Consider the following 25,417-nt stretch of genomic DNA (forward strand, 5'->3'; position numbering starts at 1 on the left):
GGTGGCGTTTTATCACTTACTTTCCCTTAATTTTTTGTTATCACGCAGCAAAAGCGGATGCCCGTCTTTTAACTTTGCTTTGATGCGTTTTACCTTTTTGGAGAAAAGCCCCTTTGCAACATTCACCCCGGCTCCGGCGAGTTGCGCTCCCATTGAGGGGTCAAGGCTCATAAATTCCATTCCCTCTACACTATTGACCGCGCCGTCTTTAACGGCATCGCCGGTAACGGCCTCCGGCACGCTAATACCTTCCAATCCATCCGTCATGTCAAAAACGGTCAGGTCAACCGGCAGGATCATGGTGCCCATGCGGATGATCTTGATGTTCATGGTCAGCCTTTGATTGTACAATTGGCCGCTGCCATAGATAAGCTGTCCTTTGGGAATCAACTGCCCGCTGATCGTTACGGTATCGAGCAATTTTAATCTTACAACTGTACCCTGGGTGATTTTTTGTTTCCCATCTATCACAGCGGGTATCGCTTTAAATCGCCTACTTTCCAATTCTTTAGCCTGCGGATCTGCTTTTTCCTTTACTCTGTCGGGGTGTTGAATGTCCATGATTTTTTCAAGCAGGCCATTCATTTGCTTGAGTTCAGGGTCTTCACTTTTTTGTTGGGAATCTTGCTGCAAATTGCTATTCAAACTATTATCATTAATTGGTGGAGTTGAAGCGGTCTTAACAGGCGTTACCGGCTTGTTAATAGCCGTTTGTAATTGCGCCAGTTTTTGATAAACCTGAGCTTCGTTAGCAGTTTGATTATTTCCCCCGGCCAGCTTCGATGGCTGAATATTAGTGCGCCATGCTGGTTGTGCATTACCGGGAATAGTGATCGCTGCCGCGCTGTCTGCCGCCTGACGGTAGTAAGGATCACTTTTCATTTGTTCCTTTAGTTTCACCGAATCAGCAGCCGCTTTATCATAATAACTTAGTTTATTAAGGTCTTTGTTGCCTTTTAGAACCGCATCCGGTAGGTTCATATTAAATCCCTTTGTTGTATTGGCTTTGATTTCAGCGGAACTGGCCTTACCACCGCCTAATGCCCAAAAGAACATCGTTAAAAAGGGCAACACCATAAGGGGCAATACCAGCAGCACTTTGCGCTGGCGAAGCATTTTTGGAGATAATGTTTGCTTTTCCATAATTATTATTTTAATGATTGACTGTTTTTAAATCTTTATTTTCAAGGGTGTTCCAGCGTTCTATGAGAAAACCATGTGGATTGTTATCACTGCGTGGTACATTTCGCAGGTCACCTTCTGTGACAAGACTTCGGGTGACAGTGCTGGTTGTTCGTACAATGTTCTGCGTGGCATAACAGCGGAAATGGTAAGGATAACTCCGCAGATCAACGGAAACGCTGTCCACCTCGATCTGCTGACTGATGTTACCGGCTATAATATTGTTGTAGTAGCCATTTTCGGACAGGTTATCATATTCCCGCTTTGCCGAACCGTCTGCGAGGTAAAGCGCTTTGGTAACATTCGCCTGGATGAACTTATCATCCGGTGCGAGCGTGAAGAAAAGCTGATGAAAGGTTTTAACATGATCTCTTGCCTCCACCGCAACATTGTCTTTTCGGTCGGCTGCATAAGCCTCCAGCACTTTGCCATTATAAAGCACATAAAGCCTGCTTTGGATAGTGGCTATTAAAGCCTTATTTTGATATTCTATATAACATATCGCTATAAAATAACCTACCGTCAGCACGATGACCAAACCACGCACGTGCTGAAAAGCGGTTTCAATATTTCGCATCTTTTTAAACATAATTCCCTCCTTTTCCCTTCCACTTATGCGGAACACTATTATTTGTTATTCATTTAATGACCTTCACTGCGCGTCAGGACTTGGGCGGTGTGCCCGATAGCTTTCCCTGATTGGCGGTATTTCCACCGCTGTTGTTGCTGCTGTTAGTACTTTGCTGTGAAGACTGGTTTTGGGTATTGCCTCTGAAAAAGCTTTGCGTGATGGTACCACTGGCGTAAGACATAGCCATTGAAGCCAGGGCGCTTGTTTTACTGAAAAGTGCATGGCCACCCACATTCATGATGTAGTTAGCGATGCTTGGCACGGTGAAATATCCGACAATGCCAATCAGCAAAAAGATCAGGTAAGCGGTATTACTGTTCCCAAACTCGTTTCCTGGTAAGTTGCCGCTTTGTGCTGCAGCGATCATGTTCTCTTGTATTTTGGCGATTATGGCCCCGAATATATTGGCGATGGGCAGCCACATAAATACATTGACATAGCGTGCCAGCCATTGCTTCAGCGTGTGTTGAAATCCGTCGAAGATGCTCAGTCCAAAGCACAACGGGCCGAGAATGGCTAACACGATCAGTTTAAATGTTCGTATAGTATCCAGGCATAGAGCTGCCGCCTGAAACAACACATTCAGGACTTCCGCAATAAATTTCCGCGCCCAGTTCTTAATGCTCCAGCCTGAAAAGGCATCCGATATGGGATTGGTATTCGTTGCATTCGCCCCCGAATTGTCAGGATGACTATACTGATACCATTTGTCAGGGTCAGAGTTGGTAGATGATGGCTCCTGTCCTTCGGTAGCAGTCTGCGGTTTGTCTTCCAGCATGCGCGCAATGGCCTGATTAGAATTAGTCACCATTCCCTGGGTGGCTGTAACCACAGGCTGTAAAATGCCGTTGATCAATCCAAGCACCAGCGGGAAGAATGCAATACAGAAACCGATTGCAAATGGTCGTAGTAACGGGTAAACATCGACCGGCTCCGCCGCGGCAATATGTTTCCATATTCTTGCACCGATATACCACAATGCGGCGAACCCGGCTATGCCCCTGGCTACCCCGATCATCCCGCTGCAAAGCGGCATCATTTGGGTATACAGATTTTCCAAAATACCCTGCAAGCTATGCAGGTCGTCAGCAATGCCCGTGTCCTGTGCATGGGAAAATAAAGGCAAAAGCGTGGCTAATACTGCGAGAATCGCAGCCTTTGAAATGTTCTTTTTCATAGTTAAATCAGTTTATGCCGTACAAATTTTTAAGTGTCTGCCGGTCGTTGGTTTCTTTAGATCGTTGCAAAGCTGTCCGGTAAGCCTGATCGTTAAAGCGCCTCAAAAAACTTAGTTGGCTATGGCTGTCCGTGTAGATGCGATCAATTGCGGCCAGCCGCTCGGCATCGCTCATTCGCATTTGATTGTCGGTCATTACCATTGCAAGGTCGTCGAGATTTTTCAGGCTGGCGGCGATCAGATGATTATAGACATCCATCATATAACCGATCTCATCCGGGTTAAAGTGCTTGTCCTGCCGGAAAGTGGAAGATGCAGACCTATATTCACTGACCAAAGATGCCTGGTCGCTGATGATATCCGCAGCCCTCGGGTATTTCCTAACGGTCGGGCTGACAACCAGCAAGCCGTCGAGAAATGCCTCGTGCAAGCTAAAATTTCCTTGCGATACCTCTTTTACGGATTTATACCCCTTACTTAAAACCTCATAACCCTGGTACATCTGTTGTAAGATACTTTTCAAGCCCGCCAGTTTTTTATAATCCAACGTTAACTGTTCTATGCAATCCGCAACGGATTGCGCCCTGCTTCCCACCGGAATGAGCATGCAAAGTGCGAGCATTACCACCACGCTTTTTACTACTTTTTTCATCCTTTTACCTTTCCTTTTCCATATTTATTGAATGCCATATAGTTCTTTTAACTGTTCTTTTTCCTTTATGGCTTGTTGACGGTTGAGCGCTATTTTTCGGCACTTCGCTATAAAGTCGCCTGCGAACGTGTATTTATCTTTCATGCTGTTATACAGGTGATCCAACCTTTCCAGTCTTTGCTGATCGGTTAGCTGCATTTTTCCGGGCGTCAGCACCAGGTTTAGTTCGTCTATGTTTTTTTTGCACTCATTTAAAAGATTATTATATACGTCTTGTATGTAATCCAGTTCACTTACCTGTAACAGCTTTTCCTTTTGCTGCCAGGCAATTTCCTTGTCAAACAAGCTGATCAGCTCTGTTTGGAGATCAAGAATTGCCTTACCTTTAGGGTCGTTCGCCACCACGCGATTTACCTGTTCTAAAGAGTTAAAGTATGCCGTATGCAAACCGAAAGTGCCGTTTTTTAGGTCGTGGGCGGTATTCAGGCCGCTCTCCGCGATGTGATAACCTTTCTTTAGCGCCTGCTGGTAAATTTCCAGGTCAGCGATCTGTTCAGCCATGATCTTTCTTTTGGTCGATTGCTGATTGAAAAATCCACCTAAGAATTGAGCCTTGCATTGCGATAGTGCAAGACCGGTAAAAACAAAAAATAAAATTGCCTTCTTCATCCTGATCTTTCTCCTGTTCGTATTTATTGAAGTCCGTAAAGTTGTTTCACCGCCTGCCTGTCCTGTTCATCCTTTGTCCTGGCAAGGCTCAGCGTTACATTTTGCTGATTAAATTGCCGCAAGTGATCCAGGTTGGTTTGCATCCCGGCAGATGCTTTATGTATCCTTTGCATTCGTTCCGCATCATCCATTTGTGTACTAAAAGAGTTAACGGCCAGCAGCACTTCATTCAAATTACGAAGGCTTTCCTGTAAAATACCATCATAGATGTTGCCCATATAGCTGATCTCTTCCGCTGAAAAATGCTTATCTTTATGAAATAGCGCGTTGGCGTTTTGGTATTCACCAAGTAATTGTTTTTGCTGGTTGATGATATTTTTAACCTCATCATAATCCGAGATAATCGCTTTAACCTGCGCCAGCTCCTGGTAATACTGTTGGTATAAATTCCTTTCCTTGTTCAGCCAGCCCGATATATCGTTCAGGCTGTTGAGATGCAGATTGTTTTCCAAGGACTGTTCTGCATTTTGAAGGGCGATGGTCTGATTTTGAAGCTGCTGCACTTTGATATCCAGCGCGGTAATCACTTTTTTTATTGCTGAGGAAACTAACCCTACAATAGGGATCTGTGCATTGGCTGCCATGCTGCCCAGCAGCAACGCAGCCATACATATCAGTTTTTTCATGCCAGATAACTTTTAATTCGTTCCACAAATTCATCCTCGGGAAGTGTGCCCGGAATCTTTTTATAAAGGCAGGTGCCTGCAATTAGTAAATCTTCTTCCGGCAAAAAGAAGTACAACTTTGGATAACCAACGCCTCTTAATTCCTGTGTGTAAGGGTCGTAGACCGTTTTCCATTCCTCTTCCCGGAAATTTACCGGAGATTGATTGTCGGGATTTAAAAGACAGATCGTCCTAATTATCTTATAAGTATCCGAGTTGGGCTCTCCAGGAAAGACTGTCAGTGATTCGCGGACCAGATACCCATGTTCTGTTACCTCCCTGCAATACCGGCCAGTCAATAGCGCCGTTTTTATTTTTTCAGGTGTCAATCCGATAGTCGTCGTTTTGCTGTACGTGCATAGCGATTCGAGTAATTTTGTCCAGTTCATATTAATTCTTTTTATTGCTTATATCTTTCACTAATGCTGCAATACCTTTCATCATATCGCCATATTTTTGGGCATAATCATGCACTATGACCCTTTCTGTACCTTCCGTCGTGTAGGCATAATATTCCTCGGGGCATAGCTCATTTTTGTACACTTTCATTACCTGACCGCCGATATCGACATAGATCTCACGGTTATCTTTATTGACAGAAAGCAGGATGGTTTTGCCTTTTTCCGACATGCCCAATACGTCCTGTAATTTTTCGATCTTGCCCTGAAACTTGCGCATATCCATCAATACCTTGATGTCGGCATTATTGATGATCGCGTCTTTAATGATCGGGGAACTGATGAGGTCGTCCAATTCCTGGGTAATGACGATTGGTATACCATTGAATTTCCTGATCGTCTTAAAGGCGTATTTCAGAAACTCGGCCATGCCCGATTTGGCGATGGCTTTCCATGCCTCGTCAATCGTAAGCACCTTACGCACGCCTTTCAGCTTGCGCATCTTGCTGATAAATAATTCCATCAGGATAAGCGTAACGACCCCAAAAAGAATGGGATGATCTTTGATATTGTCCAGCTCTACAACAATGAAGGGCTGATCGAGCAGGTCAAGGTTTTCCCGGCCATTGAGCAGATAATCAAATTCACCCCCCTCATAATATGGCCTGAGTACGTACAGGAAATTATCAATATCAAAATCACGATCTTTGACCCGGTGTCCTTTCAGTACTTCAACATAGTGTGTTTCGAGGTATTCGTAAAACGTATTGAAGCACGGGAAAAGGCTTTTATCATTTGCCAGGTGCAGGTAATAACCCTGAATGGCATTGGATAAGGCCACATATTCGGAACGGTTAAAACTTTCGTTTTCCTGTTTCCAAAGAGCGATCAGCAACGCTTTAAGGCTTTCCTTTTTTTCGGTATCCAGTATTTCGCCTTGTTTGATGTAGAAAGGATTAAAGCGGATAGGATTTTCTTCTGTATAAGTAAAATAATAACCACCTACCAGTTCACACAGACCTAAGTAGCTGCCGCCAATATCAACGGTAACACAATGCGCGCCCTGGTCGAAAAGCGAACGTAAAATATGATTGACGGTCATGGATTTACCCCCGCCTGATGTTCCACAGACCAGCATACCCATATTGGAGGCTATACCTTCCTTGCGTGGCGCGTCGAAAAGATCAACAAAAACCGGCCTGCCGGAACGGTCGCAAAAGCGGATACCTTGCTCCGGCGGAGCGCTTTTATAATTGCTTTCGAGATTAAGGAAGCAGCAGGCCTGTTCCGCGAACGTATCGAAAGTATCATTAACGGGAAAGTCGGCGGCATTGCCGGGAATGCCTGCCCACCATATTTGAGCGGCACCGGTAGTTTCGGGTTTTGCAGCGGCATCCATTCCTGCCAGCGCCGAAGCAACCTGATTTTTCATATCCTTTAGTTGCTCAGGATTATCAGACCAGATCATTACATTGAAATGTGCTTTTACCGGCAGGCGTTGCTGGCTGATCGCCTCATTCAAAAAATCGTTCGTCGCATCCAGGGAGATCGCATTTTCACGGGAATAAGCCGATAGTGATTGTAACCGAAGGCGCTTTTTTTCCAATTGTTTAAGCGTGTCCTGCGCATCGCCAACCAAAATAAACTGATTGTAAACATGATTGCAGGGCAGCAGCAGGCCGAGTGAAGCCGCAAAACTGACCGGGAACTTCGTCTTATCCGTAGAATAGGTGTCATAAGTAATTCGCGATCCGCACATGCCCGGCAGGTTTTCTACATCGCCAAGGGTATACAAGGCCACGTGCTGATCGCCGATCTGTATGCCATCCTCTAAGGCAATATCTTTATATAAAAAATGATCTTCTCTTTCTGTGAGGTAGCAGTATCGCTCGATCAGACCGTTTTTATTTGGCTGGCTTAACAGCGCATTCGCAGGCTGGCGGGTAAGCCTGATCAGTCGGCTGTCCTCCAGTAAACGTTTGAACTGACTGGCCATGTCCAGAAATTCCCGTAAGGCCTGGGGGTTTAGTGTTTCTTCCGGTACCAGGGTCGGACGCAGCAGGTTAGAAAACATAGAGCTACTAAGTTTTCTGCCGTTTCCTTTTTGCGTGAGCATGATATAACAATCATGCTGCATATAAGGCCTGCCTGAAAAATAACGCTCACTGCTTTCGTTTAAAAAACTACCCTGGCTTTTCTTTTTGCCCGTTCCGTAATACTGTTGGGTGAACAAGTCCTGTTTATGCAATACGCTATCTTTAGGCAATACCCTGATAGCCTTAACCCAGGCCTGATGTAAGTTCTCATAATCTTCATCCGAGAGGGTAAACACTTCGGGTAGTTCTGCTTTAAATACAATAGTAACATCGCCCTGCTTAGACAGGATGCAATCATGCTCAACACCCATAATGGGTAAAATATCCTTCAACTCCTTTTCCATCTGCACCGTATTTTCTCTTGTTATTTAATTGAATTACCTCCGTTCCCGTTTAAAATCGCGGGCGGTGACGCGGTTTAATGCGCCGTGCGATTTCTGCGTGTTCTTTCTGCAACTGTTCCCGGTTCTGTCGTATCAATGCTGGTATCCCTGTATCAGCCAATGGAATAATCACTGCTTTAAGGTCTTTTTTTGGCGGGAAGCGGCGCAGCAATTCGTTTTCATCAATCCCGTAGCGGCGTGCGGTCGACACAGGGTCAAGGCCGAGTTCATTGGGTAATCTGATCTTAACTACGTTATCAGGGAACTCTGTCAGTTTGGGATCAATATTGACCACCTGCTTCATAACCGGATGGTAAAAGGCCTCGTAATATTCCCCATCGTTTGTTAAATCAAAACTTTTCAGGCTGATGACAGGAAAAAAATACTTGGCATGACGTAGTTCCTGTAAGGGCAGATCGATGATAAATTCTTCACCGGCAATGTTAACGCGCGGCAGAACACCTTTTTTTCTTTCCGCCAGCCAATCCTGATCAACGATAACTTCAAAATCTGTTTTGCCCTTTAGCTCTGTTTCAGGAATACCATATTTTGCGGACATACCTTGCGGGTCAAGCTCGATCAGGGTGGGCACATCGATCCCCTTAACCCGGTTCTGGTCAAACAGATCTTCAGCTGCTCGTTTTTCGTCCAGGTCATATAATAAGCCATAAAAAGTGCCATTATCCTGCATGTTATTGATAAAGGATATTTCATTGTCAGGGTCATTTGCCTGTCGTAACACCTGTTTATGAATATCCACCAGGAATGTGGTTCCTTCAATCGTAAATGTTGGCAGCGGCCTTAGCTTTTTCATCTTTTCCTCCTTATCTTCCAGATTGTTTTCATTTATTCATCGCCTGAAAAAATTTCCGGCTGTACGATTTCAGCACTTTGGGTACCTGCTTTTTCGCCATCGCTTTCATCAGCCCATGTTCACCATACTTTTTACTCATGGCGAAGATCTTAATGCTCATATAGGTTCCGGCAGCGCCGATAACCGAGATGCAGATAACCGTTCCGGCCCCGGCGATGTACAGCACAGCAAATACGATCATCAGGATGATGACCATCCCGCCGAAGTACCAGATATACTGTGCGCGAAGGCCCTGAAACTCTATACTTTTGTTAATGCCTTTGTTGATATGATAAATGCTGTTTCCCATAACCTTGGTTAAATCCTTAATCCTTGTTTTTGCCTGATCCGTTTTCCGGTTGCCTGATCGTCAGCCGTTACCGGAGCACCGTTTGCTCTGGCCAGTCTTGGTTGCTGTTCCGTTGCCGTCGGTTTCAGCGGAATGATCGCCGCCTCTTTCTGGTCTACCAATTGTCCGGTGGTATTTTCAGGATCAGCGCCGTTTTGCCCTGTCACCTGTTTAAGTTGCTTTTCCTGTATCGTTACCGCAATCTGTCGTTCAAGACTGCTTAGTTCATTTTTGAGTTGCTGAATTTCACGGTCTTGCTCAAAAGGTTTGTTCAGCAGGGCTTCCAGCTTAGGGATGTTGTCGTTCAGCTCCGTCAGTTCCTTATTGTACTTTTCCACCAATCCCTCTACTTTATCGATGGCGTTCAGGAAATAGCGGGCGGCCAACTTTGGATTATCGGGGTTTGGTATACCTGATGTGTAGGTATAATGAATGCCGGTTTCAGGGCGGGTTGCATACAGCGTATTAAAACCTTTAAGGACCTGCCTGCTCTTATCTTCCACCCAATCCATTTGCCGCCGTATCATCAGGTCAAAACCATACAGGCTGCCTATCTTTGTACCTCTGTCCGTCTCCTTTTCGGGCTTCCAGTTCTTTTGTAGCCTGATCAGGTATTTGCCGATCTCATCGGGCTTTACGGACGGCAGGCTGTCCAGGCTGATTGCGTTGATCTTTGTGCCATCCTTATCCAGCTTCAGGTTGTTTTTATAAATCAACGCATCGCTTTCCACCCGGTCGATCAGTTGTGTGATCTTTCCCCTTTCGGTTTGCTGATTTTCCAGTGAGTAACGTGCACGGGTCAGTCCACGGAAATGCGCTGCTTTCATGCTTTCCATAACCGCTATCTTTTTTTCCAGCCGGGACTTTTCCAGTAGTGAGGTATCGCCGGATAATATGGCTATGTATTCCGATAGGTTCATGCCGCTTTTATCATCCATCGCGCCCTCATCAATCGTGCGCTTGCTCAGTTCGCAATTCTTCATCTGGCTGATAAAGAGTTGCTTGTTTTTCAGCAAATTGAGTTTATAATTATCCAGTGACTTTTCATTGCCGTAGATATACCGTTTTACCTTATTATCGCGGTACTTTTTGGCGGCCTTATTGCCCTGCCTGGCACCACGCCCGCCACGCTGATCAAGATCTTTGGGCGTCCAGGGAATATCAAAATCATGGAGTGCAACAATCAGTTCCTGTACATTTAAACCCGTACCCGCTTTTTCAGTACTGCCTAACAGTATCCGGATTTCACCCCGGTTCATTTTTTTGAACAGCGTTGGCTTTTGCTTATCTGTCCAGTCATGGATAAAGGTGATCTCATGCGCAGGGATATTAAAATCGCGCACCAGTTTTTCTTTTATCGCATCATAAATGTTGAAGGTTCCCGGTTTGGGTGTGCCAATGTCGCTGAAAATGATTTGGGTTCCCCTAAAGGCGCTGCTGGCATGATATTCTTCAGCCACGTGCTGGGCACAAATGCTCACCTTATTGCCGGGGTGATCTTCGAACTGATAGCTATTGATCAGCCGCATATCGGCAGCCATCTTTTTAGCATAATTGGTGGCGATCAGCATTCTTCCCTTGTCTTCTTCGGGGGTGAGTTTTGGCCTGCCGATCAGCCGGGCATCTCCAATACGGGCAAACTCAATGAGTTTTTGAGTAAAGTCCTGCTGATCGGGTGTCAACGGGATATTGATTAACCGTTCATCCAGTTCAGGTTTATCCAGGTTGATATGCTTGGCCGTTTTATAATCGGTAATTTCATTGTAAAACAGGGCCAGTTCCGGCACCTTAATAAAATAGCGGAAGCGCTCTTTGGCAACAATCTCGTTGGTGATGGAAAACTCAAAATCGGTTGTTTTCTTGGCGAATACCGCGGCCCAGCCGTCGAAGTTTTCAATCTTTTGGCGCTCCATTTCGCGGGGACGCAGGTATTTAAAGATGAGGTACATTTCCGTAAGGCTGTTGGAGATCGGCGTACCGGAGAGAAACGTAACGCATAGATCGCTGTCAAAGCGTTCCTGTAAGGTGCGGACGGCAAACAGCATATTGAGAGCTTTTTGGCTGCCTTCCATATTGCCTAATCCGGCAACCCGGTCATGGCGGGTTGTAAATGTCAGGTTCTTGAATTTATGCGATTCGTCCACAAACAGGTGGTCAACATCCATTTCCTTGAAATTGATACCTTTATCCTGTTTATGCTCAATTTCATATTTCAATGTTTTAAGCTTGGCTGTCAGGTTCTTTTTCTTGATCTCCAGCCCTTTAAGCATCCTGCGCGAAATATCGCCGCCCTCGGCTTTCATCGTATCCAGGTCACGTTCTGTATTGTCCAGTTCCGCCTGGAATATAGCCTGCTGCATTTCAGGCGATTGCGGTATCTTTCCGAACTGGTCGTGGGTCAAAATGATACAATCCCAATTATTATTCTTGATCTCATGAAACAGCCGCAGTCTTTTAGCCGGTACAAAATCGTCTTCTTCCGGTGCCAGAATGCGCGCAGCAGGATAGGCTTTGCGATAGGTTTCCGCAATCTGCTTTACATTTGCTTTCAGCGCCAGTATCATCGGCTTGTGAACAATTCCAAGACGTTTCATTTCCTGTGCGGCGACGATCATGGTGAGCGTCTTGCCCAAACCAACCTCGTGATCAATCAGCGCACCCCGGTTTTGCATGATGCGCCAGGCCGCATTTTTCTGCGAGCTGTACAGATCGTCAATGCCCAACGCTTGTTTGTCCAACCCCGGAAATGTCAGGTGACTACCGTCATATTCCCGCAGGACGTAACAGTTAAAGGTGTCGTTATAAAGTTTTTCAATGTACCGCTTATCGCTATCAGGAAGCTCCTGCAGCCAGTTCACAAAGCCGGAACGGATATTTTCAATCTTTTGGTGTGCTAACTGAATCGCTTCGTTATCCGGCACTTTCCTGGTCTGGTCGCCGATCTTAACCTCGTAGGTAAAAAAAGGCGTGGTATTTACCAGCGCATGTTCCAGCAGCATATTTCCGTAAGCCGTCCGGTTACCCTTTGAACTTACCGCATATTCTTGCGTTACTTTCAGGCTCTTACCTTTTGTGCTGACTTTATATTTATCGCCGCCATGCATGTAGGTAACAGTGGTTTCCTGTTCAAAAAGCGCTGTGGCAAAGCGGTTATAATAATCCAGCGGGAACCAGCGTTCACCGAGGTTAAAGTCCAGCCAGTCGAATGGTATCTTTTCCGGCTGTACACGGGTGATTTCCTGTAAACTTCGCTGTAGTTGCGGATCGTTCGGGTGAAGCCCAGCCTGATTTTGCGCGATGGCCAGCTTTTCAACCACATTACCGGACAAGTACTGGTCTATCGTCTCCCAACCATAGTTGTTGGGGTTAAGGCAAATGTGGCGTTGCAGGCTTATGGTAACTTCATCAGCATTCAGCCCTGTTGCTCCACTTATAAAAGAAATATCAACGCGGCCCTTTTCATTCAGGCACCGCGCCAGGGCGGATACAGGATCATCAGTTTTAAAAGCTTCCTTTTGCTGAAAAACCGGCCCGGACAGTATATCTGCCGGTTGAAAGTTGGTTCCGTCCTTTCGTTCCACCGAGGACAATACCTTAAATCCATCTTTCTCATCAGCGAGGATAAGTTTGCGGTTCAGGGGACGGTTCAGTTCACCATACTGCTGTACGAATGCCTCATAGGAATTTTGTAATTGCTTCCGCAGTACCGGATAAGCTATCTGGTTGGCTGCTTCTTTTTCAAAAAGCTGATAGTACTGATCCCTGATTAATGTATAGCGCTGGTAGAAACTGTTATTTTGCTGATCAGCTATCGGCTCAAACACTGCACGGTTACGTTCGGCATCGAGTTTAGTTATCTTTCCTGCATGACCGTTGAAAATAACCAAACTGCCTTCCTGATGATGCGGTAACAAGCCGGTAAAAAATTGTTCCGCAGGCGCTGAAAGGTTAAAAGATTGTTCAAGGCTTTTATCACCCTCAAAAAAATATTCGTGGCCATAATGTTTCAGATTGGCCGAAAGTCCGTTTAACTCCTGGGCCAATTGGCCGCCGTTCATCCAGTTGACAGAAAAAATCAGTTCTTTAGCATTGGAGTAGAATTTATAAAGGTATTGCTTGCTGTCCCTCTGTTTGGCTGTAACCAGCACTACGCTTTCATGTTGCGGGTTATCCTGTGTCTTAACAATGCCTATAACCCTTGCGGTTTCCTTATGGACGACCCTGTTGTCATATTCTTGCAGGTAATCCATTGCCCGGTTACTGTTTTCAGCTGGTTGGCTATCAAACAAGCCGAGTTGCACCGTAGCGCCCGTAGCACCGCTTTCCGGCATCGGCGTGTAAGTAAGCAAAGGCAAAAGTTCGCGGCTCTGGGCCGGGTCGGGGTTAACCAGGTTCCAGGCTTTAATAAACGCCTCTAAGCCGAAGCGCGTCTTAATTCCTTCGCTAACGTTTGCCTTTAACTTGTCGGCAATAGCAGCCATGTCACCTTGCTGCCAAAACTCCATCGTGGCCTGTCCGTATTGGGTTTTTCCGGGGCGGATGGTATCTGCCATAACAATACCGCCAGCCTGCGCGAGTATGTACCGGTTAACTTCGTAGCGCCCAAATTCATTTTCCCGCCAGTCGGTTTCCAGCAATAGTTTTTCGTCTTTGCTCAGTTCGAGCCCTGGCTTGCTATCATTCTTTTGAACGACCAGCAAATGATTAGGTGCTTCAGTATTGCCTGTATCTTTCATCAGGTTATCCGGCATTACCGAGAGACTAACAAAGTTGGCGTGGGTAAAGAGGTATTCCCGTGCCTTGCGGTTGGATGGATTATTTAAAAATGCATCGGTAGTAATAAAGGCCATAATACCGCCGTCAGCCAGCTTGCTCAGTCCTTTAGCGAAAAAGTAATTATGAATTTTGCCGGATATGGCTTTGTCGGTGAAATCACGGTCATACACCTGGAAATTGCCGAATGGTATATTGCTGACGATCAAGTCGTATTGGCCTTTTTCAGTAGCGGCGGTTTCCTCAAAGCCCATGATCTGTACCTGCGCGGGAACGCCTAACGTACTTGCTAAGGCAGTCAGCACCTTGCCGGTCAGCAGGTCTTTTTCGACCGCCGTGACTTGTTTGATTTCAGGGAAGGATTTAACCGCTTCTGTAATAAATATGCCAGCGCCACTGCTCGGCTCGTAGATGCGGGACGGGTTAACACCACTATCTTTGAGTGTTTGGTAAAGCACCTGCGGGACGATTGCCGGTGTATAGTAAGCTGTCAGAATACTTTCCAGGATGGAATTGATCGCTGCTTTATAGGTTGGCTCGTCCAGGTGCTGGCGCAACAGTTCATGCAGTTCCATCACTGAAGGATATAACCGCAGATCGTTTTCTGATGCATTCCGTTCTTCCCATGTCGATTTTTCACCCGCCGGAAACAAGACCGCCTTAATGCCGCCAAACCCCGAATACTTTCGCAGGATGGTCGCATCAGCTTCACTTATGGTCATACCTTCCCGGTATTCAAGCGCTATGCGTATCGCTGCGATGTTGTCCCTTAACTTTTGAAACTGATTGTAAGCCATCTCCTTGCACTTATCCTTCTCAATAGGCGGTCGCCTGATTTTCAAGGTATTCCGCGATCATGCCCATGATCGCATATTTCAATTCTTTACTTTCTTCGTTTTCCTCCCCAAAGGCGAATACCTCAAAAATGGGTTCGCAGGCTCCGATCAGGTTAATCACCTCGTAGGTGAGGATACCACTGCCTGACATGCGCAGCGCATCTTCCTCAAATTCATCTTCCAGCAGCGTACGCACGTATTCAAATCGCGAAGGCCGTAAATCCCTGGTCAGTTCTTCCATGCACAGCGCCTCTATCACGTACACAGGGCGTTTTTCAACTTCCAGTCCTTCATACAGATCTTTCACCGAATCGACCTTGTGTTCGAGGTAATGGGTAAGCCGGTGTTCTTCCTGTAGCGATATGAGCAGGTCTAAATGGTTCTGAACCAGATAACCGTGCAGTTTTTTGATCAATTGTTCTTTCATGACCGTATAGTTTTAATGCTTTCTTTGCTTGTGGGCAGGCTAAACACCAAAAAAGGATTTAATGATAGTCGCTACCACAACTAAGAAGATACACGAGCCAAACCAGGCAGCAGCGACCTTTGAAGTATCCTGATCGCCAGCGTTCCATTTGGAATAAACTTTAATGGCACTTATCAGGCCGAGAATCGCCCCGATAGCATACATGAGGTTAGTACCGTCAGTAAAATAACTCCTGACCTGTGTGTTGGCTTCCTGTATGCCGGAATTACCACTTTGGGCTTCCGCAGCCCGATTTGCGATTAACAATAGTGCAGCTAAGGCACTTGCTTTCAGGGTCTTCCCCTTGAATTTTCCACTCCACTTTTTCATCTTCACTTATCTTTTTGTTAAAAAATTCGGGCAATAGCTTTCCTTAACCCTCTTCGCACCGGTGTGCGAAAGGGGCAGGAAAGGTGCTGTCACCGGGTTCCCCACTTACTCAGCTCATCGTCTTGTTAAGTACCGGGATCGGGCGTACAGCAATAAATTGATGCTTGTTTTTAAAAGCTTCCGGTAATCCCGGTCAGCCGGAATGCTGACCGGGGCCGGTTGCGGCGCGCCTGCTAACTATTCCACCACTCATCTACCTCATCTTCGGTCAGTTCGGCAACGCCAGTTCTTTCGCATTCGCTCACGACCAATTCATTGATGGCCGGGCGATAGGGTGAGTTTGTTAATACCTGATGTTTTTGAAATTCCGCGCGTATCAGCGGAATCAGCTGATCCGGCGCGTAGGATTTGCCGGATGCCCCCGAAACCAAAGCTTTTACCGAAATAGTCAGCTCATCCGCTTCGAGGATGTCGTCATCTGGATAATGGTCGTCGGCATAACTTACTTCCTCCGGTAAGCCATGATCAGCAACAGCCTGCTCCTGGTAAACCAGTTGTTCGGGGAGTTCATTACCGGAATTGTTTTGCAATGCCGGGCGGCTGATTAATTTTTTAATATCCGGTGAATAAAACCGGATGCCTACGAAGGCATAATAAATGACCAGCACCGCAATAACGGCTTCCCAATAGCTGGCCCAGGACAGGTGATTTAACATGACATTTCTTTTTTAAAATTTTCTACTCACAGATCTAACTTCATTACCGCCATAAGAGCGGGTTTGCTGATACAAAGGAACCGGGAATGGTGAGGCCGTACAAGTCCAACTTGCGGTTGTATCCGTTTTGTATCCTTGTATCCGTCTGATAATCAGAGACTAAAATTTCAACTTTGGAATATTACGAAGTGAGCAACAGCAGATTTGGCATGTTAAGGATTGGATGGAAATGTCGCTAAGCGGGTGAAAAAGAAAAACAACCCGGCGTGGGCAGGGCGGTACTTTATGGGCGATAGTTTGATAATCCATAAGGTTGTGGGTGTTCGTTTTTTAAGGGCAAAAAACTATAAAAATCTTGATAAATATTTTACAAGTATCAAGATTTTTTGTATATTTATGTAGCAATTGATGGCAGGTAGGCCATGAAAATGTGAGCGTTAAGTATTCAGAAAAAGGAATTAAAACGGAGGCGCAACCGGGCAAAAGGCGCAAGAAAGTGATGAAACACAATTTTGAAGAACGCAGGAACAACCGTATCAACTATGCGCATCAGAGAGCGGCAAAAAGTGAAGCAGAGGCAGACCGCCTTTACAACGTGTCCAACGATATGGCAAGTTTTATCCCACTCGGCCAACCCATTTTGATCGGCCATCATTCGGAAAAGCGGGATCGCAGATACCGCGAAAGAATGCGTAACGTATTCGGCCAGTCGGTGGCGCAACGTGATAAAGCTGCTTATTACGGCGAAAAAGCGGAAAGTATTGAGCATAACAATGCCATCTTTTCAGACGATCCTGATGCCCTGGAAAAGCTGACCGAAAAACTAAAGACCTTGCAGGAATTGCAGGAGTTCATGAAAGCCGCCAACAAGTGCATTAAAAAGAATGATAAAACGGCTTTCTTAAAGCTGAACCGCGCCACGGAACCCCTGTGGGAAAAACTGACAACCCCCGACTATGCAAACCGCACCGGCTTCCCTTCCTATAAGCTGACCAATAACAACGCCAATATCAGGCGTATTGCTGACCGGATAGCCGGATTAAAGAAGCTGGAAAAGAAACAGGCGGTAGACAAAACGGTCAACGGGGTGCGGATTTATGAAAATAAGGACGCTAACCGCCTGCAATTGATTTTTAAGGGCAAGCCGTACGAAGATATACGTAAGCAATTAAAGTCAAGCGGTTTTCACTGGTCGCCATCTGAGGGAGCATGGCAACGGCATATCAGCCCTAATGCGCTTTACAGCGCAGAGAGCATCGTCAGAAATTTTAAGGACATAGCGTGATGAACAACGAAGGGGGTAAGCAGTAAAGCCGCTTACCCCTTTTCAAATAGATAACATTTAAATAATAGATGATGGAAGATCAATTGAGACAGTTCATTGAATGGCTTGGCAACGAGGGGTTGAAAGAAACCAAGGAAATAGCGATTCATGCGGAGAGCCTGAACGATTTTATTTCTTACATGGAATTTGACATAAACGAACGGCAGCAGGCGCTGCGCATGGCCGCGGCCATCCTTGGGGATGAAAGCCCGAAAGAACCGCAAGCAAGTACCGCCCTTGATGACTTGCAGGAATTTAGAATGATGCTGATCGGTTTTGAAGTAGGTATAACCAAAAGCATAGCAGATGAATTAAAACGCATTGGCCGGACGGTGGACATGAAGGAACTGGAATTTATGCCCTTCATTGAGGAAGTAAAAGACTATGTGGATACATTACGTTTGGACAAGCGCCATGAGCCGGTATTTGATACCTCATTCAATGATGTGAAAGAGAAATACCTGTCCGGCTTTATGTCGGATGAGGAAATCGGTCACTGGCAAATGATCCACCTGTTAAGGATGTTGAAGAAGATTGCTAACTAATATTTGAAGCTATGAATTTTATATCGAAAGACCCGGCAAAAAAATATCCTTCGTTTCCCTATAACGGCCTGCGGGTATTCGTTAGTGAAGATGACCTGATCGGCTTAACGATTTCCAAAGCCGTAAGATTATGCGATAAACACGGACTGAATTATAACGCTGGTTTTAAAGCCGCGCAGGTTTATTATCTGCGTGGCCGCGTAGGCAAGGCCGAATATGGACAGGTTTTGATCGGCATAATAGAAGCGGAACATTTACCTGCCGAATTAAACGAGATCGTACACTGTTTGCAGTTTTGGAATCAGGAAGGCGTTAAAAATTTTAACATGAACAAAGAGGGACAGGAAAGTTACCAGGATTTTATTCTCCGTTGCATTGCTGCGGATTGCCGCGCTTTTGTACAGCCTCATGCCGACCGTTTCATTACCGGAAAAGGCGGTAACCATGTATGGGTTTCAGACAGGCAAACCGACAAAAGGATTTTAATCATTCATTTTTAGCCTTTAAGGTCATGACTAAAAATCAAAGGAAATTCATTGCCGCTGTTTTCGACGTTAAAAATAATAACGACCCCGATGCGCGCCATAGAGGGATTGAGCTGTTCGGGCACTGGCATCGTACCGCCAAAAGCCTGCAAGCCCAAATTTCACCGATGATCTGCATAGAAAGCCTGGGCGAAACGACTTATCAGCCGTTTGCCTTTTATGTGCACAATCCGCTGATCTGCCAATGCACCGACAAGGTTTTAAAAGTCCCTTACCTCGTTTAGTTCTGTCCGGCCTGCAAAGGGGTGGTCAAAAAAACAGAGTGGTTTGAAAATGTTGCGGATAGGTAAGCAGGATTATCGCGAAGCTTGTCTTAAATTAAAAAATTTGCCTGATCAGTTGAATAGATTATCTTTAAATTTATCAACTGATCAGGCAAATACTTTAATGAGCGAACCCACGAAATCTACACACGGCGGTAAACGTCCCGGCTCGGGCCAACCCAAAAAAGAAGAAACGGGCATCCTTAATTTTCGCCTGCCCAAATCCAAGATCAATATTCTCAGAAAAACCTACGGCAAAAAGCTACCCACGATGTTTCAGGAATGGGCTGAAAACTTATTGCCGGACGAGCCTGAAGGTTAATCTGTTCATTACAAATCCCTGATCTTACGAATCAGCTTTTCCAGCGCGGCTATCGCGACCTCTTTGTCCCTTTCTTCGGGATGGTACGAATTGCTCCGCATACTGTCCCACGATAGCTCCGCCTTGTTCGTCGTAGATAAATAAGGCACGATGGATCTGAAGACCTGACTTAAAGAGCGGGAAACGATCAGCTTGATATCGTCCGCAGCTTTCAGTATGATTCCCATCTGGTCGATACTGAGGTCACAAATGATCTTAAAGATACCGGGTGCCGGTTGTGGTGCGATTTCATCTGCGGCACGTTTCACGGGAAGATAGGCCGGATACCTTTTTTCGATGGCATGAGACAGTTCATCTAAATAGGCTATGATCGCATCACCCGCAATTCCTAAAAGGCTGTCTTGGGGGTAGTTATCCTGATTAAACACCGCCTGTTTTTTTAACATCCGGATGGCCTGATCGTATTCCTCCAGTACCGCTTTCTTTTTCCTGGGTGAGAAAATCCAAAAGGTCTGTGCTTTCAGACTACCCAATACCTGATGGATTTCGGCTCCGAATTTAAACTTTAACTGCTCGATTTCGTCCGCTGCTAACAGCGTTACGCTACCTCTAACCGGGTTAAGGGTCTGCTCGATGGCTTCATCCAGCCAGGCAAACGGATAAGGTAGTTTTACTAATTGTTTTTTCATATACATTACCATTAAAAGGGATTACCGGCCCTTGGTTATAAATATTTACTTATTGGCTTTAGGGGATGGCTGCCTGCGACCGCAGCCCTTTAATCCCCAAAGCCCGTAAAAATGAGCTATTGGTAATTTTTGAGATAGCTCGTTATCAGAACATTAGGGAGTAGCAAAAGTAAAAGCAGGCCTATTGCCGGTAAATAATCAAATCAGGTATTTCTGATCATTATATAGTGGTAAATTTCGTGACAAAGTGGCCCGTCGGTTCATCAAAATACTTCACCCTTTGCCGATGGTGCCCAACATTTTCTCAGGTCATAAACAAACAGTGCCTGGAATTTTCGGGACAGAAAGGCCGGAATCCTTGCCGGAGGCCATTTGAGAGGCTTAGTTATTGACTTAATTTAGCAGATTAATATTCACGGCAAATGCGGGATATACTATTTTAAAAGAATTTCGGATTTGTTCTCCGCTGAGTGGTGACTAAAATAAACTCGATATGGTACTTGCCTCAATCATTTCCGGTAAAACACTCATACAGATTTTGTCAGTAGTCCTGATTATCCTGGGATAGGGGATAAAATATTGGATGAACCGCAGAAAATTCTACAGGCGTAATGCAGCAGGGATAGAAGGATTTAAATCGTATGAGAAAATGAGATTGACAGTCCTATTGGAAAATCTTGGCTGGCTTGTCGGTAATATCCTGATCACCATCGGCATTTTAGCTTTTTTTCTAACTTTCGTGATGCCGTTAGGACATTATCGATAAACTATCCGGAACGTGCAAAGCAGATTTCAAAATTTGGGCAAGGTAGTTTCGCTTGACCCTTGAAAGGTGATTCGGCTTTGATAGTCCTTGCCTATTAAAAAAATCAAAAAATACGCTGTTGGTTTTGAAAAATTTCTACTCTTGCCCAGGCAATATTTATTAAGGCGCATGGTGGGCGCACAAAATGCGATTTTCGCCATGTACAATCCGCAAATCATTTTTCATACACCAGCAATTTGGAATCTTTAAAAGATGTGCTAAAAATATTAGCAACCCTAACGAAGTTAAAAAAAATAATTTACAACTGCGGAAATTAAGAGTATTGGCAGAGGTAAAAATCTTCGGACAATATGGAATAGAGAAAGCCACATAGCTGATGGGCATATTAAAACCTAAAGGAAATTTGCATCCTATCCGCATTCTTGGTGTACGGCGTCGATAGCACTTTAGGGATCATTAACGCCACATCCAATCATTGGTACTTAATAAATCCGTCAGTATCACTGACTGAACTTAACCTTAAAAAAAGTTTAGTTAACCATTGAGCAATTAAAAAACATCACTAAATTTACGCTCAACATCCTATTCCTCTATCTATCATACGTATGAAAAATAAATTCCTTTCGAATTTAGCCCCATTTAAAAGCAGGTCACTTTTGCTTTTAGTAAGTTTAATCCTCATCTGTTACAGCGCCTGTAAAAAGGATCACGATCTACCGCAATTATCATCTGCTTCGATAAAAGACCCGTTTATTGCCTCTTTAGCTGAAAATCTTAAAACATATGATAAATCTTTCATTGATTCGATTAATCAATTAGGAAAAATAGACTGGAATAATGTCATCGTCAGACACACTTCCAGTAGTGAAATGCCTGTTAATTTTATATTGCCTATTATCAAAGGCGATCAGCCTTGTAACCAGGTCATCGAATTTGGTTTTTCCAAAGACAAAAAATTTGTAAAGGCAGCAATCCGCAAATTAGAAACGGCGGTATTAAGTACCTCATCTTCGAACAAACAAATGATAACAGAACAAGAACGTACTGAACATATTTTGTATCATTTTTCTCAAAGAGGGGTACGTGTGAGTAATTCAATTATCGAAGCAGAGCATCAGAGAGCCCAGTTATATACCCTGAATAAAAAAAATGTATTGAAGGCTCCTTCCGTTGGGAAACAAAACAACAATATTAATAACCCGGCTCCCATCAGCTATTGCCAAACTCAATTGATTTTTGATTTTTATATTAGCTACCAGATTGAAGTTAATAGTTCAAATTCCTATGATACATATTCAAAATTGCCTGAAGGAATGGAGCCAGCCACAATTCAATTTGAGCTCAGTAAATACTTTTTCGAGTATCTAATGTCCAATTATATTCCTTACTTAACCGATCAAAGCACTTGGAATACCAATGCGTTATTTATTTATAATATGGATGATACGAATGGGCAATTAGGTTATTTTATCCAAGATGCTCTTCAATATGCAATGCAACAAGTTCAACAGGAGTACGCTCCTCAAATGTGGTCTATTGGTTTAAGTTATTTTAATTATAGCACACGATCCAATTGTAATGGTTCTACTACAGCTGACGGGGGGTGGGTTAGCCTGACGGATGATGATTCAACGCCGCCGGATGATGCTGCTCTTGATACCATCAATCATGTCAAGAACCCTTGCTTAAAAAAGATGGTCTCGGAGGCCTTGAAAAACAACATCCAATATGAATTAAAAAAGTCGATGAACGGTATTTTCGCAAATAGTACCAAATTCAACTTAAGTTTTATTGACACTTTGTTAGAACCTCATACAGACGGTATAACAACTGTTACGCGAACATCTACCTCAGCAATAGATGGAGGTTCTCGTTTGCGTATAGACGGAATAGACATAACAATAGCATTAAATTCATACACGCTGCCGGGGGCCTCAAAAGAGTATATTTCCGTTACAATCTTGCACGAAGCATTACACGCTTATTTTAGAACACTTGGTTATACCAGTTTTCAGCATGATGTCATGGTTACCTCATATATACCTTGGTTTGTAACGGCCTTACAAGGCTTGTATCCCAATATAACAGAACCGGATGCTAAAGCATTAGCCTATGGCGGACTTATGGATTCAGTAGCATTCTTCAGCTCGGAAGAGCAAGCTATGACGTCAGCCTATGGTATAGTTAACAACAATTATAAAACTGCGGCAAGCGGAACACCATGCAACCTCTAATATGAAAACATTACTTATTTCACTTACGTTTCTCCTATCGTTTCTCGTATCATTTGGCCAACAGAAAAGAACCGGTTTTGATGATTTTCACAGCTTTGTACAGGAAAAGTATAACGTTCCGGCTTCAGTTAGAAATAACTGCGATTGGCAATACGCGATAGTTAAACTTACTGTAGATGACAATAACAGGGTTACCAACTACACTACCCTTAATGAGGTATCAAAGGATTTTTTTAATAGCCTTGCCCATTTGAAGGGATATCAATTTAACAGGAATATCCCCATACATAAAAGACCTGTGGTTTTTTATCTTACCATTGAAAACGATGAACATCCTTGTGACGTGCCGCCAAAGCACATTACATCAGCAATGGCAACTTCAAGCGTTTTTGCCTATTTACATGCACAACAGGAGAAACAACCTAACACATTATTTATATTCAATCCTATCGTCATTCTTCTTTTAGAACCGGTAAAGTGATCAGGGTTATTAACAATCCCTAAAATAAATCATCTACATAAAGCTCAGACGCTTGGCACACCAGTTAGACTACATTCACAATAATCATTTAATTAAAGGTCTGGGCTTTATTGATCATAATGATATCTGTCCTACTTAAATCCAACAATGAAGGATATGGCAGCAACAAACCTGCATAAAAATTGAAAAGGCCAAATGCACGCTTACCCTGTCGCCTTACCTGTGAAACGCACATTCCATTTTGGCTGGCCGGGCATACACCACCACTTTCAGGGTCATGGTTAACAGCGATTACCATCTTTCAACAATTCACTGTGATACTCCGGGCATTAGCGTTGATCTCTGCTTTAAAAGCAGGGACATTTGCCCTCTTGCTGATATAGTCCCGTTTAATCAGGGGCTCAATGATACTCGCGGGTGTAGGTAGAGGGTGTAGGTCTAAGCCGGTATCTTTCATGGCCCGCCTTAGTTCCTCGTCGTCAATTTCCTTCCTTGCCGTTCCATCCTTTTAACAAACTGGCAATTGTACTTATTTATATCCTGAAATTAAAGAATTTTAGCAAGATGTATTTGCCAATATGAAAAAATACTACGATATTAATGTCGCATAATTTTTCTATCAAAGACTTACTATTTGACCATATGAGTTATTGTATAAAGCTGTTTTCTATAACAATTTATTTATTATTAATAGAAAATTTGTCTGCCTTCTCTCAAGTTAAACTTTCCTTAAAACAAGCTATAAATATTGCATTAACTGACAATTTACAGGTTAAACAATCTCAAGTTACAGAAAGTATTGCAAACCAAAATTTCCGTCAATCGAAATTCAATATTTTACCTACCCTTAATGCTAATATTAATGAAAGTTTAAACTTTGGTAGGAGTTTAGATTATACCACTTATTCCTATGTAACCCAAAAAACTAATCTGGCAAATGAGTCTATTACTACAAGTGTTACTCTTTTTCAGGGACTTCAAAAGATAAACCAGATCGCGGCTAACAGATTATTATTTCAATCCGATAAAAGTGCGACACAAAAAGTTAAAAATGATTTGATGCTTGAAGTAATCAATAATTATATAACAATTTTGAGTAGCCAAGATCAACTTACTGCGGCACAACAACAATTAGACTTAGCTAAACAGCAATTAGACGTGTCTACAAAGATCTTCAATGCAGGTAAAAAAATGGCTTCTGATGTTTCAGTAGCAAAATCTCAGGTTGCTAAAGCTGAGTTAAATATCACCACCATACAAAATCAGTTGAATAACTCTGTTGTTAATTTTAAACAGCTTTTAAATTTATCACCAGAAACTAAAATAAATTTAAGTGAACCTAAAAACGATGAAGTTCAATTTCAGGAAAAAGCTACTTTAGATATCTACAATAAAGCTCTGCATGTTTTACCGGAAACTAATAAAGCATTGTATGCCAGGCTTTATGCTGAAAAGCAAGTGATGATCCAAAAGGGAGCCTATTATCCGAGTATTGTGTTATCAAGTGGTATTGCAAGTAACTATTCACATATTTTGGGGATGGACTCCATGTTCTTTACTCCACAAAGCCGCTTTTTAACTCAGTTTAAAATCAATTTAACTGAATACGTCCAGGTATCGTTGAGTATACCAATATTTAATAATTTTAGTACGAGAATAAATGTTAAAAAAGCCAAATTAGATCTTGAAAGTGCAAGATTAGATGAGGAAACAACTAAAAATGAGATTTACAAAGTCGTGAATCAAGCCAATGAAGATCTTACCGCCGCGAAAAAGACATACGAATACAGTAAAGAAGAGTACAATGCAACGTTAGATACGTATAACACTATGTACAAACGGTATCTAACCGGTCTCTCCAATCCAATAGATGTAAACCAGGCGCAAAATGAAATGAACAGTGCTCAATTTGATTTAATTCATGCAAAATATGATCTCTTGTTAAAATCTGAAATAATCGACTTCTATCAAGGTCGATCAATGGATTATTAAATGCTTAGACATGGTAAGTG

The 25,417-nt window shown here is 43.8% G+C and carries 23 protein-coding genes; 8 read left to right on the top strand and 15 right to left on the bottom strand.

Translation table 11 applies throughout. The annotated features are described in order from the left end of the window. Window positions 1-12: 12 nt before the first annotated feature. From MUCPA_RS06730 to MUCPA_RS06795, 14 genes are all read right to left on the bottom strand, one after another. Window positions 13-1,143, bottom strand: coding sequence for a conjugative transposon protein TraM (locus tag MUCPA_RS06730; protein WP_008505280.1), 1,131 nt, complete (start codon window positions 1,141-1,143; stop codon window positions 13-15). A 10-nt stretch (window positions 1,144-1,153) separates the two neighbouring features. After that, complete coding sequence (gene traK / locus MUCPA_RS06735; protein ID WP_316928920.1) at window positions 1,154-1,759, bottom strand: conjugative transposon protein TraK; 606 nt, start codon at window positions 1,757-1,759, stop codon at window positions 1,154-1,156. A gap of 85 nt (window positions 1,760-1,844) precedes the next feature. Continuing rightward, complete coding sequence (gene traJ / locus MUCPA_RS06740; protein ID WP_008505282.1) at window positions 1,845-2,990, bottom strand: conjugative transposon protein TraJ; 1,146 nt, start codon at window positions 2,988-2,990, stop codon at window positions 1,845-1,847. 7 nt (window positions 2,991-2,997) lie between these two features. Next, entirely contained in the window at window positions 2,998-3,642 is a 645-nt protein-coding gene (locus MUCPA_RS06745) for a hypothetical protein (protein WP_008505283.1), read from the bottom strand. 24 nt (window positions 3,643-3,666) lie between these two features. After that, complete coding sequence (locus tag MUCPA_RS06750) at window positions 3,667-4,311, bottom strand: hypothetical protein (protein WP_008505284.1); 645 nt, start codon at window positions 4,309-4,311, stop codon at window positions 3,667-3,669. Between the two features lie 23 nt (window positions 4,312-4,334). Continuing rightward, window positions 4,335-4,997 carry a hypothetical protein gene (locus tag MUCPA_RS06755; RefSeq protein WP_008505285.1) on the bottom strand — a complete coding sequence of 221 codons (663 nt, stop codon included), beginning with the start codon at window positions 4,995-4,997 and terminating at the stop codon, window positions 4,335-4,337. Further along, window positions 4,994-5,425, bottom strand: a complete 432-nt coding sequence (locus MUCPA_RS06760; protein WP_008505286.1) for a hypothetical protein — start codon at window positions 5,423-5,425, stop codon at window positions 4,994-4,996. The genes MUCPA_RS06755 and MUCPA_RS06760 overlap by 4 nt, the downstream gene beginning before the upstream one ends. 1 nt (window position 5,426) lies before the next feature. Further along, a complete protein-coding gene (locus MUCPA_RS06765) occupies window positions 5,427-7,874 on the bottom strand; it encodes a TraG family conjugative transposon ATPase (RefSeq protein ID WP_008505287.1) in 2,448 nt (815 codons plus the stop codon). Between the two features lie 49 nt (window positions 7,875-7,923). Then, a complete protein-coding gene (locus MUCPA_RS06770; RefSeq protein ID WP_008505288.1) occupies window positions 7,924-8,727 on the bottom strand; it encodes a hypothetical protein in 804 nt (267 codons plus the stop codon). Window positions 8,728-8,755: 28 nt separating this feature from the next. After that, a complete protein-coding gene (locus MUCPA_RS06775) occupies window positions 8,756-9,076 on the bottom strand; it encodes a DUF4133 domain-containing protein (protein WP_008505289.1) in 321 nt (106 codons plus the stop codon). Window positions 9,077-9,084: 8 nt separating this feature from the next. Then, window positions 9,085-14,685, bottom strand: coding sequence for an Eco57I restriction-modification methylase domain-containing protein (locus MUCPA_RS06780; protein WP_008505290.1), 5,601 nt, complete (start codon window positions 14,683-14,685; stop codon window positions 9,085-9,087). Between the two features lie 19 nt (window positions 14,686-14,704). Continuing rightward, entirely contained in the window at window positions 14,705-15,151 is a 447-nt protein-coding gene (locus tag MUCPA_RS06785) for a DUF1896 family protein (RefSeq protein ID WP_008505291.1), read from the bottom strand. A 39-nt stretch (window positions 15,152-15,190) separates the two neighbouring features. Next, window positions 15,191-15,520 carry a DUF4134 domain-containing protein gene (locus tag MUCPA_RS06790; RefSeq protein WP_008505292.1) on the bottom strand — a complete coding sequence of 110 codons (330 nt, stop codon included), beginning with the start codon at window positions 15,518-15,520 and terminating at the stop codon, window positions 15,191-15,193. A gap of 233 nt (window positions 15,521-15,753) precedes the next feature. Next, window positions 15,754-16,236, bottom strand: coding sequence for a hypothetical protein (locus MUCPA_RS06795; RefSeq protein WP_008505293.1), 483 nt, complete (start codon window positions 16,234-16,236; stop codon window positions 15,754-15,756). Window positions 16,237-16,735: 499 nt separating this feature from the next. On the opposite strand from MUCPA_RS06795, the gene MUCPA_RS06805 reads away from it, so the two are divergent. The 5 genes from MUCPA_RS06805 (at window position 16,736) to MUCPA_RS37590 (ending at window position 19,235) form a co-directional block, all read left to right on the top strand. Continuing rightward, window positions 16,736-17,521, top strand: a complete 786-nt coding sequence (locus tag MUCPA_RS06805; protein ID WP_008505295.1) for a DUF3560 domain-containing protein — start codon at window positions 16,736-16,738, stop codon at window positions 17,519-17,521. A gap of 68 nt (window positions 17,522-17,589) precedes the next feature. Beyond that, complete coding sequence (locus MUCPA_RS06810; RefSeq protein ID WP_008505297.1) at window positions 17,590-18,105, top strand: hypothetical protein; 516 nt, start codon at window positions 17,590-17,592, stop codon at window positions 18,103-18,105. An 11-nt stretch (window positions 18,106-18,116) separates the two neighbouring features. Continuing rightward, window positions 18,117-18,605, top strand: a complete 489-nt coding sequence (locus MUCPA_RS06815) for a hypothetical protein (protein WP_008505298.1) — start codon at window positions 18,117-18,119, stop codon at window positions 18,603-18,605. Window positions 18,606-18,616: 11 nt separating this feature from the next. Further along, on the top strand, window positions 18,617-18,874 hold the full coding sequence (locus MUCPA_RS06820) for a hypothetical protein (protein ID WP_008505299.1): 258 nt from the start codon (window positions 18,617-18,619) through the stop codon (window positions 18,872-18,874). 163 nt (window positions 18,875-19,037) lie between these two features. Beyond that, window positions 19,038-19,235: a hypothetical protein gene (locus MUCPA_RS37590; RefSeq protein ID WP_008505300.1), complete on the top strand. Its 198-nt coding sequence runs from the start codon at window positions 19,038-19,040 to the stop codon at window positions 19,233-19,235. An 8-nt stretch (window positions 19,236-19,243) separates the two neighbouring features. Here the strand turns inward: MUCPA_RS37590 and MUCPA_RS06830 are convergent, their stop codons facing one another. Continuing rightward, window positions 19,244-19,924: a hypothetical protein gene (locus MUCPA_RS06830; protein WP_008505301.1), complete on the bottom strand. Its 681-nt coding sequence runs from the start codon at window positions 19,922-19,924 to the stop codon at window positions 19,244-19,246. 1,371 nt (window positions 19,925-21,295) lie between these two features. Between MUCPA_RS06830 and MUCPA_RS06845 the strand changes: the two genes are divergently transcribed. From MUCPA_RS06845 to MUCPA_RS06860, 3 genes are all read left to right on the top strand, one after another. Further along, window positions 21,296-22,924 carry a hypothetical protein gene (locus MUCPA_RS06845; protein WP_008505302.1) on the top strand — a complete coding sequence of 543 codons (1,629 nt, stop codon included), beginning with the start codon at window positions 21,296-21,298 and terminating at the stop codon, window positions 22,922-22,924. A gap of 1 nt (window position 22,925) precedes the next feature. After that, window positions 22,926-23,405 carry a hypothetical protein gene (locus MUCPA_RS06850; RefSeq protein ID WP_008505303.1) on the top strand — a complete coding sequence of 160 codons (480 nt, stop codon included), beginning with the start codon at window positions 22,926-22,928 and terminating at the stop codon, window positions 23,403-23,405. Window positions 23,406-24,005: 600 nt separating this feature from the next. Continuing rightward, on the top strand, window positions 24,006-25,397 hold the full coding sequence (locus tag MUCPA_RS06860; protein ID WP_008505304.1) for a TolC family protein: 1,392 nt from the start codon (window positions 24,006-24,008) through the stop codon (window positions 25,395-25,397). Window positions 25,398-25,417: the final 20 nt, after the last annotated feature.

The sequence above is a fragment of the Mucilaginibacter paludis DSM 18603 genome, assembly GCF_000166195.2.
Taxonomy (GTDB): Bacteria; Bacteroidota; Bacteroidia; order Sphingobacteriales; family Sphingobacteriaceae; genus Mucilaginibacter; species Mucilaginibacter paludis.

Coding starts and splice junctions, on each gene's coding strand:
- MUCPA_RS06805 (WP_008505295.1), top strand. CDS start 16,736: ATGAAACACAATTTTGAAGAACGCAGGAACAACCGTATCAACTATGCG.
- MUCPA_RS06830 (WP_008505301.1), bottom strand. CDS start 19,924: ATGAAAAAACAATTAGTAAAACTACCTTATCCGTTTGCCTGGCTGGAT.
- MUCPA_RS06790 (WP_008505292.1), bottom strand. CDS start 15,520: ATGAAAAAGTGGAGTGGAAAATTCAAGGGGAAGACCCTGAAAGCAAGT.
- MUCPA_RS06845 (WP_008505302.1), top strand. CDS start 21,296: ATGAAAAATAAATTCCTTTCGAATTTAGCCCCATTTAAAAGCAGGTCA.
- MUCPA_RS06750 (WP_008505284.1), bottom strand. CDS start 4,311: ATGAAGAAGGCAATTTTATTTTTTGTTTTTACCGGTCTTGCACTATCG.
- MUCPA_RS06780 (WP_008505290.1), bottom strand. CDS start 14,685: ATGGCTTACAATCAGTTTCAAAAGTTAAGGGACAACATCGCAGCGATA.
- MUCPA_RS06760 (WP_008505286.1), bottom strand. CDS start 5,425: ATGAACTGGACAAAATTACTCGAATCGCTATGCACGTACAGCAAAACG.
- MUCPA_RS06775 (WP_008505289.1), bottom strand. CDS start 9,076: ATGGGAAACAGCATTTATCATATCAACAAAGGCATTAACAAAAGTATA.
- traK (WP_316928920.1), bottom strand. CDS start 1,759: ATGCGAAATATTGAAACCGCTTTTCAGCACGTGCGTGGTTTGGTCATC.
- MUCPA_RS06810 (WP_008505297.1), top strand. CDS start 17,590: ATGATGGAAGATCAATTGAGACAGTTCATTGAATGGCTTGGCAACGAG.
- MUCPA_RS37590 (WP_008505300.1), top strand. CDS start 19,038: ATGAGCGAACCCACGAAATCTACACACGGCGGTAAACGTCCCGGCTCG.
- MUCPA_RS06815 (WP_008505298.1), top strand. CDS start 18,117: ATGAATTTTATATCGAAAGACCCGGCAAAAAAATATCCTTCGTTTCCC.
- MUCPA_RS06785 (WP_008505291.1), bottom strand. CDS start 15,151: ATGAAAGAACAATTGATCAAAAAACTGCACGGTTATCTGGTTCAGAAC.
- traJ (WP_008505282.1), bottom strand. CDS start 2,990: ATGAAAAAGAACATTTCAAAGGCTGCGATTCTCGCAGTATTAGCCACG.
- MUCPA_RS06795 (WP_008505293.1), bottom strand. CDS start 16,236: ATGTTAAATCACCTGTCCTGGGCCAGCTATTGGGAAGCCGTTATTGCG.
- MUCPA_RS06730 (WP_008505280.1), bottom strand. CDS start 1,143: ATGGAAAAGCAAACATTATCTCCAAAAATGCTTCGCCAGCGCAAAGTG.
- MUCPA_RS06745 (WP_008505283.1), bottom strand. CDS start 3,642: ATGAAAAAAGTAGTAAAAAGCGTGGTGGTAATGCTCGCACTTTGCATG.
- MUCPA_RS06765 (WP_008505287.1), bottom strand. CDS start 7,874: ATGGAAAAGGAGTTGAAGGATATTTTACCCATTATGGGTGTTGAGCAT.
- MUCPA_RS06770 (WP_008505288.1), bottom strand. CDS start 8,727: ATGAAAAAGCTAAGGCCGCTGCCAACATTTACGATTGAAGGAACCACA.
- MUCPA_RS06860 (WP_008505304.1), top strand. CDS start 24,006: ATGTCGCATAATTTTTCTATCAAAGACTTACTATTTGACCATATGAGT.
- MUCPA_RS06820 (WP_008505299.1), top strand. CDS start 18,617: ATGACTAAAAATCAAAGGAAATTCATTGCCGCTGTTTTCGACGTTAAA.
- MUCPA_RS06850 (WP_008505303.1), top strand. CDS start 22,926: ATGAAAACATTACTTATTTCACTTACGTTTCTCCTATCGTTTCTCGTA.
- MUCPA_RS06755 (WP_008505285.1), bottom strand. CDS start 4,997: ATGAAAAAACTGATATGTATGGCTGCGTTGCTGCTGGGCAGCATGGCA.